This is a genomic window from Streptomyces sp. NPDC002935 (assembly GCF_040611295.1).
Taxonomy (GTDB): Bacteria; Actinomycetota; Actinomycetes; order Streptomycetales; family Streptomycetaceae; genus Streptomyces.
Map to the genome: position 1 here is coordinate 509,468 of NZ_JBEXNW010000001.1, position 16,050 is coordinate 525,517.

Here is a 16,050-nt window from a genome sequence, read left to right on the forward strand (position 1 = left end):
GGGTCAGTCCCCCTGGAGGATGGTTTCGAGGACCGCGGCGACGCGGGCCGCGGGGTCGGGTCCGAGGACGCCGCTGTGGGCGCAGGCCAGTTCGTGCACGTCGAGGCCGGCGGTGAAGGGCCGCCAGGCCGCGGCCTTCTCGGCCGTCGTGGCGTGGGCGTGCCGGGTGGCGGAGAAGAGGGTCGTGCGGCCGTCGTACGGGGACGGGCGCCAGGCGCGGGAGAGGTGGATGTGGTGGGCTCCGGCGTCGGTCAGGGTGTGCAGGACCCGGTCGCCGAAGGCGGCCAGGGGGCTCTCGCCGGTGCGGACGACCGCGAAGGCCTGGGCCCGGTCGAGGGCGCCGGGCGGTGCGGGCCGGTCCGGGGCGTGGCTGTCGAGCAGGATCCGCAGCGTCTCCCGCTCGACCACGTCCGCGGGCAGCCGGGGCGTGCCGGGCGGCTGGGGCATCGCGTCCAGCACGGCCAGCAGCCGCACTTCCTGTCCGGCCCCGCGCAGGCGTACCGCGATCTCGTGGGCGACGGGGCCGCCGAAGGACCGGCCGACCAGCGCGTACGGGCCGCCGGGCACCAGTGCGCGGATCCGCTCGACGTACGCGTCGGCCAACGCCCCCACAGTGTCCGGGAGTTGGTCCACCCCCTCGGTGAACGCCGGGCTCTGCAGGGCGTGCACCGGCCGGTCGGGGTGGAGGTGCGGGAGCAGGGCGGCGAAGGACCAGCCGAGGCCCAGGCCGGGATGGACGCAGAAGAGGGGGACGCGGCCGCCGCTGGAGCGGAGGGTGAGGAGCGGGGCCAGGTCGGCGTCGGGGGCGAGGCCGGGGTCGGGGGCGAGGCCGGTGGCCGGTCCGAGGTCCGCGACCGGGGTAAGGCCTGCGGCGAGGCGGGCCGCCAGTGTGGCCGGGGACGGCGCCGCGAACAGGGTCGCGAGCGGCACCGGCGTGCCGAGCGCGGCCTGCGCCTTCGACACCAGGCGCAGGGCGGTCAGCGAGTGGCCGCCCGCCGCGAAGAAGTCGGTGTCCGGGTGGATGCCGGACACACCGAGGACCTCCGCGAACAGCGCGCACAGCTGCCGCTCCCGCTCGTCGCGCGGGGCCCTGGCCCCCGCGGCCGCGGGGGGCGTGCCCGACGGCTCGGGCAGTGCGGCCCGGTCCGTCTTGCCGTGCCGGGTGAGCGGTACGTGGTCGATGCGGGCCCAGACGGAGGGGATCAGGTGGGAGGGCAGCCGACAGGCGGCGAACTCCTTTGCCCGGGCCAGGGTTTCGGCCCAGCCCTCGTCGAGCGGACGGTCGAGCGGCTCGTCGAGCGGATTGTCGAGCGGCGCGTCCGGTACGAGCCAGGCGGCCAGCCGCTTGCCGCCCGCCGCGTCGGGGTGGGCGGCGATCACGGCCCGCCGGATGCCGGGGCAGGCCGCGAGTACGGACTCCACCTCGGCCGGTTCGACACGGAAGCCGCGGACCTTGATCTGGTCGTCGCCACGGCCGGCGAAGTCCAGCACGCCGTCGCCCGTCCAGCGGGCCAGGTCGCCGGTGCGGTACATCCGGCTGCCCGGCGGACCGTACGGATCGGCGACGAACCGCTCGGCGCTCTGCCCGGGCCGCCCGAGGTAGCCGTGCGCGAGTCCGGTCCCGGCCAGGTACAACTCGCCGGTGCCACCCACGGGTACGGGACGCAGCGAACCGTCCAGGACGTAGGCGCGGGTGTTGTCCAGCGGGCGTCCGACGGGGACGGGTCCCGGGCCGCCGCCGGCGGTGTGGGCGGTGGCGAAGACGGTCGCCTCGGTGGGCCCGTACCCGTTGACGACGGCCGTTCCGGGGCAGTGCGCCCGGATCAGGGCCACCGTGCCGGGCGCGAGCACGTCGCCGCCCGCCCAGATCTCGGTGAGCCCGGCGGTCGCCTCCGGCGCGATCTCGGCAACAATACGCAGCAGTTCGGGCGTGAGGAGCAGCGCGGTGATCCGACGCCCGGGGATCACGCGCCGGAGCAGGTCGGGGGTGACGGGGCCGGGCTCGGCGACGACGACGGTCCCGCCGTTCAGGAGCGGGATCCACACCTCGTACGTCGCCGAGTCGAAGGTGTACGGGGCGTGCAGAAGTACACGCCGGTGTCCGCCGCCCTGGAAGCGGGCGTCGGCGGCGAGCTCGGCGATACCCCGGTGCGGGACGACGACACCCTTGGGTTCGCCGGTCGAGCCCGAGGTGTAGAGGATGCAGGCGGCCGCGTCGGGGTGTGCGGGAGCCTGGGGACCGGTCTCCTGCCCGGGGTGTGCGGGGGCCTGCGGCCCGGTCTCCTGCTCGGGGTCCGTCACGTCCAACGTCCGTACGTTCCCGGGCAGTTGTACGGTGGTGGCGCCCGAGGTCAGCACCAGCCGGACCCCGGCCCGCCCGGTCAGCCGGGCCAGGCGTTCGGGTGGCTGGGCCGGGTCCAGCGGGAGCCAGCAGGCGCCCGCCTTGAGCACGGCCAGCTGGGCCACGACGACGGCCGGCGAGCGGGGCAGGAGGAGGGCGACCGCGTCGCCGGGTGCCGTGCCCGCCCGGACCAGCCGGGCGGCGAGCGCGTCCGAGGCCGTGTCCAGGCCGGCGTAGTCGAGGACCTCGCCGTCGGCCGACTCGACGGCCGGGGCCCGCGGGGTGCGCGCGGCCTGCGCGGCGAACCGGCCGGTGACGGTGGCCGGATCGGCCACGGGGCGCCGCGGCCCGGTGGCGAGCGCGAGGAGCCGTCGGTGTTCCTCGGGCGGGAGTACGTCGATCAGGTCGGCCGACCGGCCGGGATCGCCCGCCAGTTGCTCCAGGGCCCGGGTCATGCGGTCCGCCACGGCAGCCGCGGACAGTCCGCGCCGGCAGCCGACCGACAGCCACAGCCGCTCGCCCGCGACGACGGCCAGCGTCACGGGATAGTGGGTCGCGTCCGTGACCCGGAGCAGGCTCAGCTCGTCCGGGCCGGCCTCCTCCTCGGTGCGCTGCGGGAAGTTCTCGAAGGCGAGGACCGAGTCGAACAACTCCCCTATGCCCACCGCGCGTTGCACCTCGGCGAGGCGCGCATGGTGGTGGTCGACCAGGAGGGACTGCTCGTCCTGGAGGCGGGTCAGCAGGTCCGCCGTACTCTCGCCGCCGCGCAGCCGTACCCGCACCGGCAGTGTGTTGACGAACAGGCCGACCATGCTCTCGACGCCGGGCAGGTCGTGCGGGCGGCCGGAGACGACCGCGCCGAAGACGACGTCCCGGGCGCCGGTGGTGCGGGCCAGGACCAGTGCCCATGCTGCCTGGACGAGGGTGTTGAGGGTGACGCCGGCGGTGGCCGCCTGACGCACGAGGGCGGCGGTGGCCGCGGCGGAGAGCCGGACCCGAGCCCGGTCGCACGCGGTGTCGTCGGCGGTCGGGGGCGCGAGCGGCGTCGGATGCGCAAGCCCCTCCAGAGCCTGCGCCCAAGCCGTTTCCGCCTTGTCCCCCTCGTCCGAGGCTCGCCGGGCCAGCCACGCCAGGTAGTCGCGGTACGGCGCTGCGGGCGGCAGGGGACGGCCCGCGACGAGGGCGGCCAGGTCGGCTTCCAGGACCGGCATCGACCAGCCGTCGAGCAGGATGTGATGGAAGGACAGCAGCAGTTCGGCGCCGGTGTCGTGGCGGGCGAGCGTGGCGCGCACCAGCGGCGGCCGGGCCGGGTCGAAGCGCCGGGCCGCGTCCGCGCGCACGAGCTGCCGCATCCGGGCGGCCGCCCGGTCCGGGGCGAGCCCGGTCAGGTCGGCCTCCCGCCATGGCACCCTGACCGCGCTCGGGATGATCTGCACGGGCCGGTCGAGGTGTTCGTGGCGGAAGCAGGCGCGCAGGTTGGGGTGGCGCCGCAGGAGGTCCGTCACCGCGGCCCGCACCCGGCCCGGCTCGGTGCCGGGGCCGATGCGGAACCGGGCCTGGACCAGATAGGGATCGGGTCCCGTCGTGTCCCGCAGGGTCTGGAAGAGGAGTCCTTCCTGGGCCGGGGACAGCGGAAGGACGTCGTCGACTCGCCCGCTCACCGGTCGTTCACCTCACTCTCGAAATCCTCGAAGTCTCCGAAGTCTCCGAAGTCTCCGAAGCCGTCCGAGTCCTCGAAGCCGTCCGAGCTGTCCGACTCATCCGACTCGTCCGAGTCCTCGAACCCCAAGTCGTCCTCGAACTCGGCGAGCTGATCGATGGTCAGCTCGACCAGCGGGAAGTCGGACGGGGTGTACGCGGCGGCCGAGCCGTCCGCCGTGTCCGCGACGAGCGCGGTGAGCTCCTCGGTCCACAGCCGGGCCAGCTCCCGCACCTCGTCCTCGGTGAACACGCCCTCCGCGTACGAGAACGTGGCCTCCAGACGCGGTTCGCCCTCCGTGCCCCGGGCCAGGGTGTCGATCTCCAGGGCGTGGGCGACGGGTACCGCGTCGGGTCCGGGGTCGAGCAGCCGGCCGCCGGCCGCGTCGTCCCCGGCGATCCGGCCCAGGTGGGCGAAGCGGACGTCGGGCCCGGGCAGCGCGGCCAGTTCGGGGCCGGCCTCGGGGTGGAGGTGGCGCAGCAGGCCCCAGCCGAGTCCGGCGGAGGGCACCGCCCGCAGTTGTTCCTTCACCTGCTTGAGCGCCGCGGCTCCGGTGTCCGTGCCGAGGTCGAGCCGGACCGGGTACTGGGTGATGAACCAGCCGACGGTACGGGAGACGTCCACGGGCGCCGACAGCGCCTCGCGGCCGTGCCCCTCCAGGTGGAGGAGGAGGGCCGTCCCGGTGCCGCGGTGCCGGACGGCCGCCCGGACCAGGGCGGTGAGCAGCACGGCGTCCGCTCCGCAGTGGAAGACTCCGGGCAGGGTGACGAGCACGTCCCGGGTCAGCCCGGCATCCAGCTCGACGGTGACGGTGCCGCGACGTGCGCCGACCCCGCGGCCGGCGGCCAGCCGGGCGCCTTCGCCACCGGCCAATTGGCCCTTCCACCAGTCCAGTTCGCCACGCGCCCGGTCCGCCTCGGCGGGCAGCAGTCGCGCCCACCGTACGAACGAGGCACCGGACCGGGCTCCCGCCTCAGTAGTGCCCTCCAGTGCCCGCGCCAGCTCGGGCCCCAGCACGCGCCAGGACACCCCGTCGACAGCCAGGTGATGCACGATCAGGAGCAGCAGGCCGGGCCGCCCGGGTCCGGCGTCGAACCAGACGGCCCGCAGCATCTCGCCCCGCTCCGGATCCAGTACGGCGGTCCGGGCGAGCTCCGCGGCGAGCGCGTCCGGTGCGGTGTCCGCGGGGACGGCGACCCGCTCCGTGCGGACGGCGGCGGCGGAGCCCACCTCCAGTTCCCAGTCGGCACGCTCGTCGTGCCGTATCAGACGCATGCGCAGGGCGGCATGCCGCTCGGCCAGGCCCGCCACGGCCGCGCGGACGCGGTCGAGGTCCGTGCCCTCCCGCACGGGGAACACCATGGACTGGGTGAACGTGCCGAGCGGGGCGCCCTGTTCGCGCCACCAGTGCATGATCGGGGTGAGCGGGAACCGGCCCTCGGCGATGTCGGGCCCGGCGTCCGGCCCGACGGCGGCCGGGCGGGCCAGGGCGGCCAGCCGCGCGGGCGTACGGGCGGTGAACACGTCTCTCGGGGCGAGGAGCAGACCGGCCGCCGCGGCCCGCGCGGCGAGCTGGATGGCCATGATGCTGTCGCCGCCCAGCCGGAAGAAGTCGGCGTCGGCATCGACGGCGTCCTGGCCGGCGCCGAGGACCTCGTTGTACAGCGCGCACAAGGTCTGTTCGGCGGCGGAGGCGGCGCCTCGGTGGACGGTGGGGCTCGCGGCCCGCGGGACGGGCGCGGGCAGCGCGGCCCGGTCGATCTTGCCGCCCGACGTCAGGGGGAACGCGCCGAGTACGACCACGTCGGCCGGGACCAGGGCGGCGGGCAGCCGTTCGGCCGCGTGGGCGAGCAGGTCGTCCGGTTCCGGGGCGTGACCGGAGACCGGGACGACGTATCCGACGAGTTGCGGTCGGCCCGCCCGTCCCTCGCGGACCAGGACCACCGACCGGCCGACGGAGGGGTGTTCGGCGAGGGCGGCCGCGATCTCGGCGGGCTCCACCCGCAGGCCGCGCAGCTTGATCTGGTCGTCGGTGCGGCCCAGGTAGTGGGTGGTGCCGTCGTCGTCGCGCCAGGCCAGGTCGCCGGTGCGGTACATGCGGGTGCCGGGGGGACCGTAGGGGTCCGCCACGAAACGGTCGGCTGTCAGGGCGGGGCGGTGCAGGTAGCCGTGGGCCAGGGGGCCCGCGAGGTAGAGCTCGCCGCGGGTGCCCGGGGGCACCGGGCGCAGGCGCTCGTCGAGCAGGCGTACGTACGCGCCTGCGACCGGGGTGCCGAGGGGCGGGGCGGCCGCGTCGGGCGTCAGCGGGTCGCAGAGCGTGACCGCCACCGTGGCCTCGGTCGGTCCGTACACGTTGTGGAAGCCGCGTCCGTCCACCGCCCAGCGTGCCACCAGCTCCGGCGGGCACGCCTCCGCCCCCACCGCGAGCACCCGCAGGTCCGGGTAGAGCCCGGTGGGCACGGTGGCCAGCACGGAGGGTGTCGTCATGACCGCCGACACCCGCCGTGCGGTCAGCACCCGTCCGAGGTCATCGCCGACGAGCATCCCCTCCGGCGGCAGCACCAGCGTGCCGCCGGAGCCGAACGCCATGCACAGGTCGGCCACCGAGATGTCGAAGGTCGGTGTGCCGAGTTGGAGCACCCGGTCCCCGGCGTCCAGCGCCAAGCGGTCGGACAGGGTCGCGGCGAGCGCGGCCAGGCCCGAGTGCGGGACGACGACGCCCTTGGGAACGCCGGTGGAGCCGGAGGTGTGGATGACGTAGGCAGGGGCGGACGGGTCCGGGTGAGGGGCGCTGAACGGCTCGCCTTCGTACGCCTCCGGGCCCAGGACCAGCGTCGGCGCCTCGGCGCACGCGAACGCCGGGTCGTCCGTGACGACCAGGGCCGGCCTTGCGTCGGCCAGCGTGCGGCGCAGGCGTTCGGCGGGGTGCTCGGGGTCGAGTGGCAGATACGCGGCTCCGGTGCGCTGGACGGCCAGCGCGGTCACCGGCCAGTCGGTGCCCCGGCCGCGCAGGAGGGCCACGATCCGCCCGGGTCCGGCGCCGTGCCGGGCGAGCAGTCCGGCCAACCGGTCGACCCGGTCGCTGAGTTGGGAGTACGAAAGGGTCTCTGCACCCGTGTCGAGGGCGGGGGCGTCGGGAGTGCGGGCGGCCTGGCGGGCCACCAGCCCGGGCAGCGAGAGAGGCTTCCCCGCGGCGGGGCCGGTCGAGGCGTCGAGCAGCCGACGGCGCAGACGCGTCGGCACGATGTCGAGGTCGGCCACGCGCAGCGCCGGGTCGGCCGTGACCTGCTTCACGAGCTCGACGTAGCACTCCGCCCAGCGTCGCACCGCCTCGGGCGAGAACGTGTCGGTGCGGACCTCGAAGCTGCCGATCATCGCGTCGCCGTCGTCCTTCACCACGCCGACGAGGTCGTGCTCGCCGCCGGTGTGGATGCGCTCCGGCTCGGCGAACTCCCGTACCGCGGACACGCTCGGCTGCTGCGTCAGGTGCATGAACACCCACTGGAAGAGCGGGGAACGGCCGAGGCTGCGCTCGGGGGCGGTGGCCGCGACGATCCGTCCGACCGGCAGGTCCGCGTTGGCGACGAGGTCGGGGAAGTCGGCGGCGAACACGGCGAGCAACTCCGCGAAGGCGTCCTCCGGGCGCACCCGCCAGCGGGTGGGCACGGCGTTCATGACGTACCCGATGACCTGTTCCAGGCCCTTGGCGGAGCGGTTGGCGACAGGCGTGCCGAGCACCATGTCCTCGGCTCCGGTGACCCGGTGTGCGAGCACCGCGAACGCGGCCATCAGCACGCCGTAGACGGTGGTGCCGCAGCGGCGGGCCAGCGCGCGGACCGCGGCCGCGGTGGGCGCGTCGAGGTCGAAGCCGATGTGGACGATCTCGTCGGGGTCGCGGTCCGGGTCGTCGGCGGTGGCCCCGTGGCCGGGGGCGGTCAGCGGGCCGGGGAGGTCGGCGAGGTAGCGGCGCCAGAAGGCCAGGCGTTCCGCGAAGACGCCGGCCTCCTCCAGCTCGCCCTGCCAGGCGGAGAAGTCGGCGTACTGCACGGCCGGCCGGGTCAGCCGCGGGCGCTCGCCCTCGCGGATCGCCCGGTAGGCCTCGGCGAACTCGGTCTGCAGCACGTCGAAGGACCACCAGTCGCCGATGACGTGATGCATGCTCAGCATCAGCGTCGTACGCCGCTCGTCGACGCGGACGAAGCGGGCGCGCAGCAGCCGCTCCTGGCCGAGAGAGAGGTCGAACGGACGCCGGCGGAAGGCGTCGAAGGCCTGGTGGACGGTGGTGCCGGTGCCGCGCAGGTCGTCGTGTTCCAGGGCGAAGGGGCCGAAGTCCGGGAAATCGACGTGCAGTTCGCCGTCGCCGGTCTCTCTCACGCGGGTGCGCAGGATGTCGTGGTGCTGCTGGATGAGGGTGAGCGCGGCCTCCAGGTGGGCCGGGTCCACCGGTTCGTCGAAGTGGTAGGCGCAGCACAGGTTGAGGGCCGGGGTACCGGGATACAGCGACTCGTACACCCACAGGTCCTGCTGCGCGGGACTGAGCCGCACAGGCCGGGCGGGGTCCCGGGGAGGTACGACGGCCGGGATGTCCCGCACCCGCCCGCTCTCCACCATCCGCCGCAGCAGTTGGACCCGCTGCTCGCCGCCGAGGGCGCTGAAGCGGTCGGCGAGGGAGGCCGCGGGCCGGGCGAGGCGCTGCGGGCCCGGGGAGACGGGGGCGGTCATGACAGGGTCTCTTTCAGTTCGGCCAGCCGGTGCAGGCTCGTGAGGACGTCGTCGGTTCCGAGGCCGAAGTCGACGAAGCAGGCGACCTCGTCGACGCCCAGCTCCGCCAGATCGGCGAGCATCTTGGCGCAGTGGCCGGGTGAGCCCAGCAGGCTGCCCCAACTCAGATAGCGCTCGAACGCGAACTCCGCGAGCAGCGCGGTCTTCTCCTCGGTGAGCGCGGCGGTGCCGGCGTCGGCGGTGCGGTTGGCGGCGGTCTGCCGCAGATACGAGGCGAGGTAGGTCTTCAGCGGGGTGGCGGCCAGCCGCCGTACCTCGGCGTCGTCGGCGCCGACGTAGGTGTGTGCCATGAGCGTGACCCGGCCGTGTGCGTCGGTGCCCCGCTGGTCGGGGGCGGCCGCACAGGCGGTGCGGTAGCGGGCGATCCGGTCGGCGAGGTCGTCCCTGTTCTGGCCGACGGTCGCGCCGAGCACCCCGCAGCGCAGCCGGCCGGCCGCCTCCCAGGTCTCCGGGTTGCCGGAGGTGGTGATCCACAGCGGCAGGGTGTCCTGCACCGGGCGTGGCTGGGGCACCACGCTCACCGGCTTCCCGGTGCCGTCGGGGAACTCCGCGCTCTCTCCCGCCCACAGCGACCGCAGGAGCGGGACGGTGTCCAGGGTGTGGGCCCGGCGGCCGGCGTAGGTGCCGGGGGAGAGGGCGAAGTCGGCGGAGTGCCAGCCGGTGGCGACGGACAGTCCCACCCGGCCGTGCGAGAGGTTGTCGACGACCGCCCAGTCCTCCGCGACCTTCAGCGGGTGGTGCAGCGGCAGTACGACGCTGCCGGCGCGGATCCCGATCCGCTCGGTGGCGACGGCGAGCGCCGCACTGAGCACCGGCGGGCTCGGGAAGACCTGCCCGACCTGCTGGAAGTGGCGCTCCGGCGTCCATACGGCGTGGAAGCCGAGGCGGTCGGCGGCGCGGGCGACGGTGAGGATGTCCTCGTAGGTGCGCGCGTGCCGGGTCTGCGCGGCGGTGCTGTCCGCACCGAAGAACATCACGCTGAGTTCCACTGCCTGTCCTCCTGCTTCCTGTTGCTGCGACGGATTGCGGTTGCTGCTGCGGTTGTTGCCGCAGTTGTTGTTGCGGACGTCCGGGGTGCCTGGTCGGGCCCGCGCGGTACGCGAGGCCTGCGCGGGATGGGAGCCATGGCCGGCTGGGGGAGGGCCGCGGTCCGTTCGAGGTCGGCGGCGAGGGTGGCGACGGTCGGGGTGGCGAAGAGCTGCGCCGCGGTCACGGGACGGTCGGAGGTGCTGAGGCGGGCGGCGACCCGCACCGCGCGCAGCGAGTTGCCGCCGAGGCCGAAGAAGTCGTCGTGGCGGCCCACGTGGGGCAGGCCGAGGACGTCGCGCCAGACGGCCGCGATGTGCTCCTCCAGGGGGGTGCCGGGGTGCTCGGGCGCGGTGGCGGGGGCCGGTGAGACGAGGCGGTCACCGGCGCCGGCCCGGCGGGGCGGCTCGGGCAGGGCGAGTGCGGACAGGCGTGCCTCCGGGGCGGCCGCGGCCGCCTCCAGTGCCTGCAGGAGTGCCTCGGCCAGCCAGCTGACGAAGGGCTCCTCCAGCGAGTCGGTCCGGTACTCGAAGGTCAGGGTGAGGCCGCCGGGTGTGCCGTCCGGTCCGGTCGTCTCCAGCACGTCGACGAGAAGCTCGAACCGGGCCGATCCCGTGCGCACCAGCTCGACGCCGCTCTCGGCGCCGGGCAGCGCCACTTCGGCGCGGGCGTTGTTCTGCAGCGCGAGGACCACCTCGGTGAACGGCTGCCGCCCGGGCCTGCGGGCGGGGTTGAGCGCGGCGACGACGTCCTCGAACGGCACGTCCTGGTGGGCGAAGGCACCGAGGTCGGTGTCCCGGACCCGGGCCAGCAGCTCGCCCGCGGTGGGGTCGCCGGACGCGTCGGTGCGCAGGACCAGCAGGTTGACGAAGAACCCGACGACGTCCTCGACGTCGCTCTCGGACGCCCGCGCGGCCACGGGCACGCCCACGGCCGTGTCGGCGTCGGCACCGGCCCGAAGCAGCACGGTGACCAGGGCGGCGTGCAGGGCCATGAAGAGGGTGGCGCCCTGGTCCCGGGCCGCGTCGGCGAGCCGCGCGTGCGCCGCCGCGTCCAGCCGCCGTACGACGACACCGGCGTCCGGACCGGGCACGGCGGGCCGCTCGGGACGGCGCGGGAGCAACGGGCCGTCGGCGGGCAGGGCGGCCAGCCACTCGCTCCAGTAGGCGAGTTGGCGGGCGGCCGGGGAGTCCGGGTCGGCCGCGGAGCCGAGCCGGTCGAGCCGACGGCGGGCGTGTTCGGCGTACGGGACGGCGAGCGGGCCGAGACGGGCGGGCCGGCCTTGCGCGCGGGCGGCATAGGCACGTGACAGATCGCGGAACAGCGGCCGCAGTGACCACCCGTCACCGGCGATGTGATGCACCAGCACGAGCAGCGCGTGCTCGTCCGGCCGCTCCTTCAGGGTGAACAGCACGGCCCGGCAGGGCAGCTCGGCACGCAGGTCGAAACAGTGCCGGGCCTCCTCCGCCAGCCGGTCGTCCAGCTCGCCCGCTCCGACGTGCACATGGGCGAACGGCGGGCGTGCCGACGCGCCGCGCGCCACCCGTCGTACGGGGGCGCCGTCGGCCTCGTCGAAGAGCGTGCGCAGGACCTCGTGCCGATCGGCCACGTCGGCCAGCGCGTCGGACAGCGCGTCCGGGTCGACCGTTCCACGCAGCCGCACCAGCATCGGCAGGTTGTAGGCGGCACCCGCACCGGTCCGGTCGAGGAACCACAGGCGTTGCTGGGCGTCCGAGACGGGCAGCGGGCCCGAGGCGGGGGTGGGGCAGGGGAGGGCCACGGCGGCGGGGGCGCGGTCGACGAGGGGGGCGAGCCGTGCGGGGGTGGGCGCCTCGAAGAGCGTACGGATGTCGAGCTCCACGCCGAGCACCGAGCGGATACGGCCCGTCAGGCGGGCGGCGAGGAGGGAGTTTCCGCGCAGCAGGAAGAAGTCGTCGTCGGGGGCGACCGGGGTCGCGAGGACGTCGGAGAACAGGTCGCACAGGGTGCGTACCGTTCCGTCGGCCGCCTTGCCGGAGGCAGCCCGCGCAGAGCCGGAGCCGGGTTCCGGCAGGGCCGCCCGGTCCAGCTTCCCGCTCGGTGTGAGCGGGAGCGCGTCCAGGGGCACGAAGGCGGCCGGCACCAGGTGGTCGGCGAGGATGCCACGGGCGTAGGTGAACAACTCCTCGGCCGTGGGCGCCTGTTCGCGGCCGCCGCGCGGGACGACGTACGCGGTGAGCTGGCGGTCTCCGGCGGGGTGGGCGTGGGCGACGACGGCCGCGCGGTCGATGGCGGGGTGGCCGGCCAGAACGGTCTCCACCTCGCCGGGTTCCACCCGGAAACCGCGGATCTTCACCTGGCTGTCGGCGCGGCCCAGGTACTCCAGGACGCCGTCCGGGTTGCGGCGGACCAGGTCTCCGGTGCGGTACAGGCGCTCGCCGGAGGGGGCGGCGACGAAGCGTTCGGCGGTGAGGGCGGGTTGCCCGACGTACTCCCGGGCGAGGCCCGCGCCGGCCGCGTACAGCTCGCCGGTACCGCCGTCCGGGACCGGCCGCAGCCGCTCGTCGAGGACGTACAGCCGCTTTCCGGCGAGCGGGCGGCCGATCGGCAGCGGGCCGCCGGTGCGCAGGTCCTCGGGGGTGACCGGGTGGACGGTGAGGAAGACCATGCACTCGACGGGTCCGTAGCCGTTGCTCAGCCGCAGCCGCGGCCGGCGTTCGAGGGCCCGGGCGACGTGCGGGGGCGACAACGCCTCGCCGCCCACGAGGAGTTCACTCAGACCGGCGAGCGCGTCGGGGTACTCGTCGACGACGACGTTGAAGAGGGACGCCGACAGGTACAGGGACGTGATGCCGTGCTCTGCGATCAGGCGGGCCATCACGAGGGGTTCGGGCCGCCCCGGCGGATGCAGCACGCAGGTCCCGCCGTTGACCAGCGGGCCCCACAGCTCCAGCGCGAACGCGTCCCAGGACAGGGGCGCGCACTGCAGCCAGACGGCGCCCGGGCCGAAGGAGGCGAAGTCCTGGCCGGTGAGGGTGGCCGTGACGGCCTGGTGCGGGGCGGCGATGCCCTTGGGCCGCCCGGTCGAGCCCGAGGTGAACATCACGCAGGCGCGATCGGTGGGGCGTACGGGGACCGCGCCGTGGGACAGCGGGAGGGCGCTCGCCGCGTCCTCGGGGTGGACGACGCGCGCGTCGACGCCGGTGAGCCGGCCGGTGCGGGGTGCGACCACCGCGGTGACGGCCGCGTCGGCGGCCATCGCTCGCAGGCGTGCCGCCGGGAAGGCGGGGTCGAGGATCAGATAGGCGGCTCCGGCCTTGAGAACGCCGAGGACCGTCACCACCAGCTCGGCGGACCGCTCCAGGCACACGCCGACGGTGTCGCCGGGCCGTACCCCCCGCTCCGCGAGGAGCCCCGCCGTCCTGGCGGCGCGCGCGTCGAGTTCGGCGTAGTTCAGCCGGTCGTCGCCGTCGATCAGCGCGGTCGCGCCCGGCGCCGACCGGGCCCGGTCCTCGACGAGTTCATGCACGCACTTCATTCCGGGCCCTTTCCTGGGTGTCCTGGCTGTCCTGGGTGTCCCGCACGTCGTCCCGCACGTCGTGCACGTCGTCGTGCACGGCGTCCGGGTCCGGGACGTCCGCATCCGCCAGCACCACGTCGATCTCACGGATGTTCCGGCTGGCCAGCCCCCACAACGAGACCCCGATCCCGGCCAGTCCGGCGAGGAGGAACATCCCCGCCATGCCGCTGCCGGGACGGTCGCCGAGTAGCGGGCCGAGGACGGTGAACAGCCCCGTGCCGTGGGCGGCCTGCGGCTCGAAGACATGGTCGGCGAGCGGCCCGGACAGGGCGGTGGCGAGCGGGACGGAGATGTAGCCGAGGAACATCACCGCGCCGAAGACCCGGCCCTGCCACTCCTGCGGGACCTTGGTCTGCACGATGGCGTGCATCTGGGAGTTGACGACCGTCATCAGCAGGGCGCCGACCAGCACGGCTGCCGACCAGCCGGCCACCCCGTCGGCGAACGCCATGCCCACCAGCGCGGACAGGCACATCCCGACGATCCCGAGCATCATCGAGCGCCCCCGGTTGCGCGGCCCGCCCCACGTGGCCATCAGCACACCGCCGGCGACTCCGCCGACGCCGATCGCGGTGTTGACCGCGGCGAGCGCGGCGCTGTCGGCCCGCAGCAGCACCATGGGCTGGATCAGGGCGAAGCCGAAGACCATGACGAGGTTGACGACACAGAAGTTGACGATCAGGTCCCTGAGACCGGGCGTGCGGAACAGATAGCGCAGGCCCTCCCCGGACTCCGCGGTGATCCTGCGGCGCGGTCCGGCCGTCGGCGGCGCGGGCCGGTCGCCGGTCAACCGCACCAGTCGTACGCCGATCAGGGCGAGGGCGTAACTCGCCAGGTCGACCAGGAGGGTCGGGCCTATCCCGAAGAGGGTGAGCATGATCCCGCCCAGGGCCGGGCCGCCGATGCTCGCGGCGCTCTTGGCGCCGGCCAGCAGCCCGTTGGCGCGGCCGAGCTGGTCCTTGCGGACGAGCAGCGGGACGGCCGAGGACAGCGCCGGGAACTGGAAGGCCGCGCAGGCGCCGAGCAGCGTGGTGGCCGCGTAGATCTGCCAGGAGTGGAGCAGTCCGAGGTAGTGGAGCAGCGCCAGGCAGCCCACGACCAGGAGTCCGCCGGCGTCGGCCAGTTGCAGCGCGGACCGCTTGCGCATGCGATCGACGATTGCGCCTGCAATGGGGCTGAGGACCGCTTGTGGGAGCAGTGCGCACAGCGAGAGTGCGGTGACCGCACTCGCCCGTTCTCCGGTGGACCAGACGTCCACGACGAAGGCGAATCTCACTGCCGCGCTGCCGACGAGCGAGACGGCCTGGCCCGACCAGACCAGCATGAGCGGCCCGAGGCCGGTGAATCGGCCAGGGGTTGAGTCGGTTGGAGTCGCTGTCACTGCACTGCCCCCAGGACGGTTGCATGCCGTACGGGCCCGGCCTTCGTGGGGCCGGATCCGTTGTCGAATGGCCGTCATGATGCGGGGGCCGATTACCGTCACGTTCCCATCGCGAACGTCTGAACGGGATCGGCGGGGGAACGGAACGGGACGGGATCGGGACCCGTCCGGGCGACGCTCCCGGTGTCGTTGTCTGCTCAACCCGCAGAAGGAGTACTGCCGTGAAGGAGCCGCGGGACTGTTCACCGGACGGTACGGAGCTGGCTCACGCCCTCCAGGACCTGTCCTCCGTGGAGCGCTGGGCGGAGCGGGTGGCCGCCGACGGCGGCGTACCACCGTTCGTGGAACGGGCGCCCCTGGACGGACCGGAGTTCAGCGTCGAGACGGAGACGGTGGACGGGATGCACAGCGTGGCCCGGATCGCTCCGCCGCCGTCGGACGAGTCCGAACGGGCGGCCATGCGCTCGTTGGTGAGATCGCTCCTCGATCTGGCCGGCCACGAGTCGGGACCGGCCCTGACCCGGTTGGTCCTGACGCCCTCCGGACCGAGGGTCGTGGCATGCAGTCTGAGTGACTAGTCGCAGGTCGGAGCCGTTCCCGGGGCGTTCCCGGGACGGTTCCCCCTGCGTTCCCGCAGGGCGGTAACGGACGGGGACCCCCCTGGGAACGCCCCCCAGGAAGGTCAGTGGTGTCGGGAAGCGGAAAACACCGCAAACCACACAAACACCACTAAGGGGCGGGACCATGGGACGCAAGCTTGCTGGGCTCTTCGGGATTGTCGCGGCGGCGCTGGCCTTCGGCCTCGGCGCGGCACACGAGGCGGGACACTCGCAGGGCCGGCAGAGCGTGCAGCACCTCCGCGCGGACGTCCAGGACCCGACGGGCATCACCACGCAGGATGTGCAGGACCCGACCTCGGTGACCTACGCGGACGTTCAGGACCCGACCTCGATCACCTACGCGGATGTCCAGGACCCGACGGGCGTCACCACGCAGGATGTCCAGGACCCCACCTCGGTGACCTACGCGGATGTCCAGGACCCGACCTCGGTCACTTACGCGGACGTTCAGGACCCGACGGGCGTCACCACGCAGGATGTCCAGGACCCCACCTCGGTCACTTACGCGGACGTCCAGGACCCCACCGCCGTCACCGTCCAGGACGTCCAGGACCCGACGGGCGTCACCACGCAGGATGTCCAGGACCCCACCTCGGTCACTTACGCGGACGTCCAGGACCCCACCGCCGTCACCGTCCAGGA

7 protein-coding genes are annotated in these 16,050 nt (G+C 74.4%); 2 read left to right on the plus strand and 5 right to left on the minus strand.

Annotated features, from left to right (window positions below; genetic code table 11):
- Positions 1-3: 3 nt before the first annotated feature.
- From ABZX90_RS02145 to ABZX90_RS02165, 5 genes are read right to left on the minus strand one after another with little or no spacing between them, the layout of a single operon-like run.
- Positions 4-4,002 carry an amino acid adenylation domain-containing protein gene (locus ABZX90_RS02145; RefSeq protein ID WP_355200843.1) on the minus strand — a complete coding sequence of 1,333 codons (3,999 nt, stop codon included), beginning with the start codon at positions 4,000-4,002 and terminating at the stop codon, positions 4-6.
- Positions 3,999-8,762, minus strand: coding sequence for an amino acid adenylation domain-containing protein (locus ABZX90_RS02150; protein ID WP_355200845.1), 4,764 nt, complete (start codon positions 8,760-8,762; stop codon positions 3,999-4,001). The genes ABZX90_RS02145 and ABZX90_RS02150 overlap by 4 nt, the downstream gene beginning before the upstream one ends.
- Positions 8,759-9,811, minus strand: a complete 1,053-nt coding sequence (locus tag ABZX90_RS02155; protein ID WP_355200847.1) for a MupA/Atu3671 family FMN-dependent luciferase-like monooxygenase — start codon at positions 9,809-9,811, stop codon at positions 8,759-8,761. The genes ABZX90_RS02150 and ABZX90_RS02155 overlap by 4 nt, the downstream gene beginning before the upstream one ends.
- Positions 9,796-13,365, minus strand: a complete 3,570-nt coding sequence (locus ABZX90_RS02160; protein WP_355200849.1) for an amino acid adenylation domain-containing protein — start codon at positions 13,363-13,365, stop codon at positions 9,796-9,798. The genes ABZX90_RS02155 and ABZX90_RS02160 overlap by 16 nt, the downstream gene beginning before the upstream one ends.
- A complete protein-coding gene (locus ABZX90_RS02165; RefSeq protein WP_351126876.1) occupies positions 13,349-14,866 on the minus strand; it encodes an MFS transporter in 1,518 nt (505 codons plus the stop codon). Before ABZX90_RS02165 ends, ABZX90_RS02160 begins: the two co-directional genes overlap by 17 nt.
- Positions 14,867-15,009: 143 nt before the next feature.
- On the opposite strand from ABZX90_RS02165, the gene ABZX90_RS02170 reads away from it, so the two are divergent.
- Both ABZX90_RS02170 and ABZX90_RS02175 read left to right on the plus strand, forming a co-directional pair.
- The gene (locus ABZX90_RS02170; RefSeq protein ID WP_355200850.1) at positions 15,010-15,366 is read left to right on the plus strand and encodes a hypothetical protein; all 357 of its coding nucleotides are present in this window, start codon (positions 15,010-15,012) and stop codon (positions 15,364-15,366) included.
- A gap of 166 nt (positions 15,367-15,532) precedes the next feature.
- On the plus strand, positions 15,533-16,050 hold a 518-nt coding region (locus ABZX90_RS02175), incomplete at its 3' end, for a hypothetical protein (RefSeq protein ID WP_355200852.1).

What these genes read in the sequence shown, in the direction of transcription:
- ABZX90_RS02150 (WP_355200845.1), bottom strand. Translation starts at nt 8,762, where the DNA reads ATGACCGCCCCCGTCTCCCCGGGCCCGCAGCGCCTCGCCCGGCCCGCG.
- ABZX90_RS02165 (WP_351126876.1), bottom strand. Translation starts at nt 14,866, where the DNA reads ATGACGGCCATTCGACAACGGATCCGGCCCCACGAAGGCCGGGCCCGT.
- ABZX90_RS02160 (WP_355200849.1), bottom strand. Translation starts at nt 13,365, where the DNA reads ATGAAGTGCGTGCATGAACTCGTCGAGGACCGGGCCCGGTCGGCGCCG.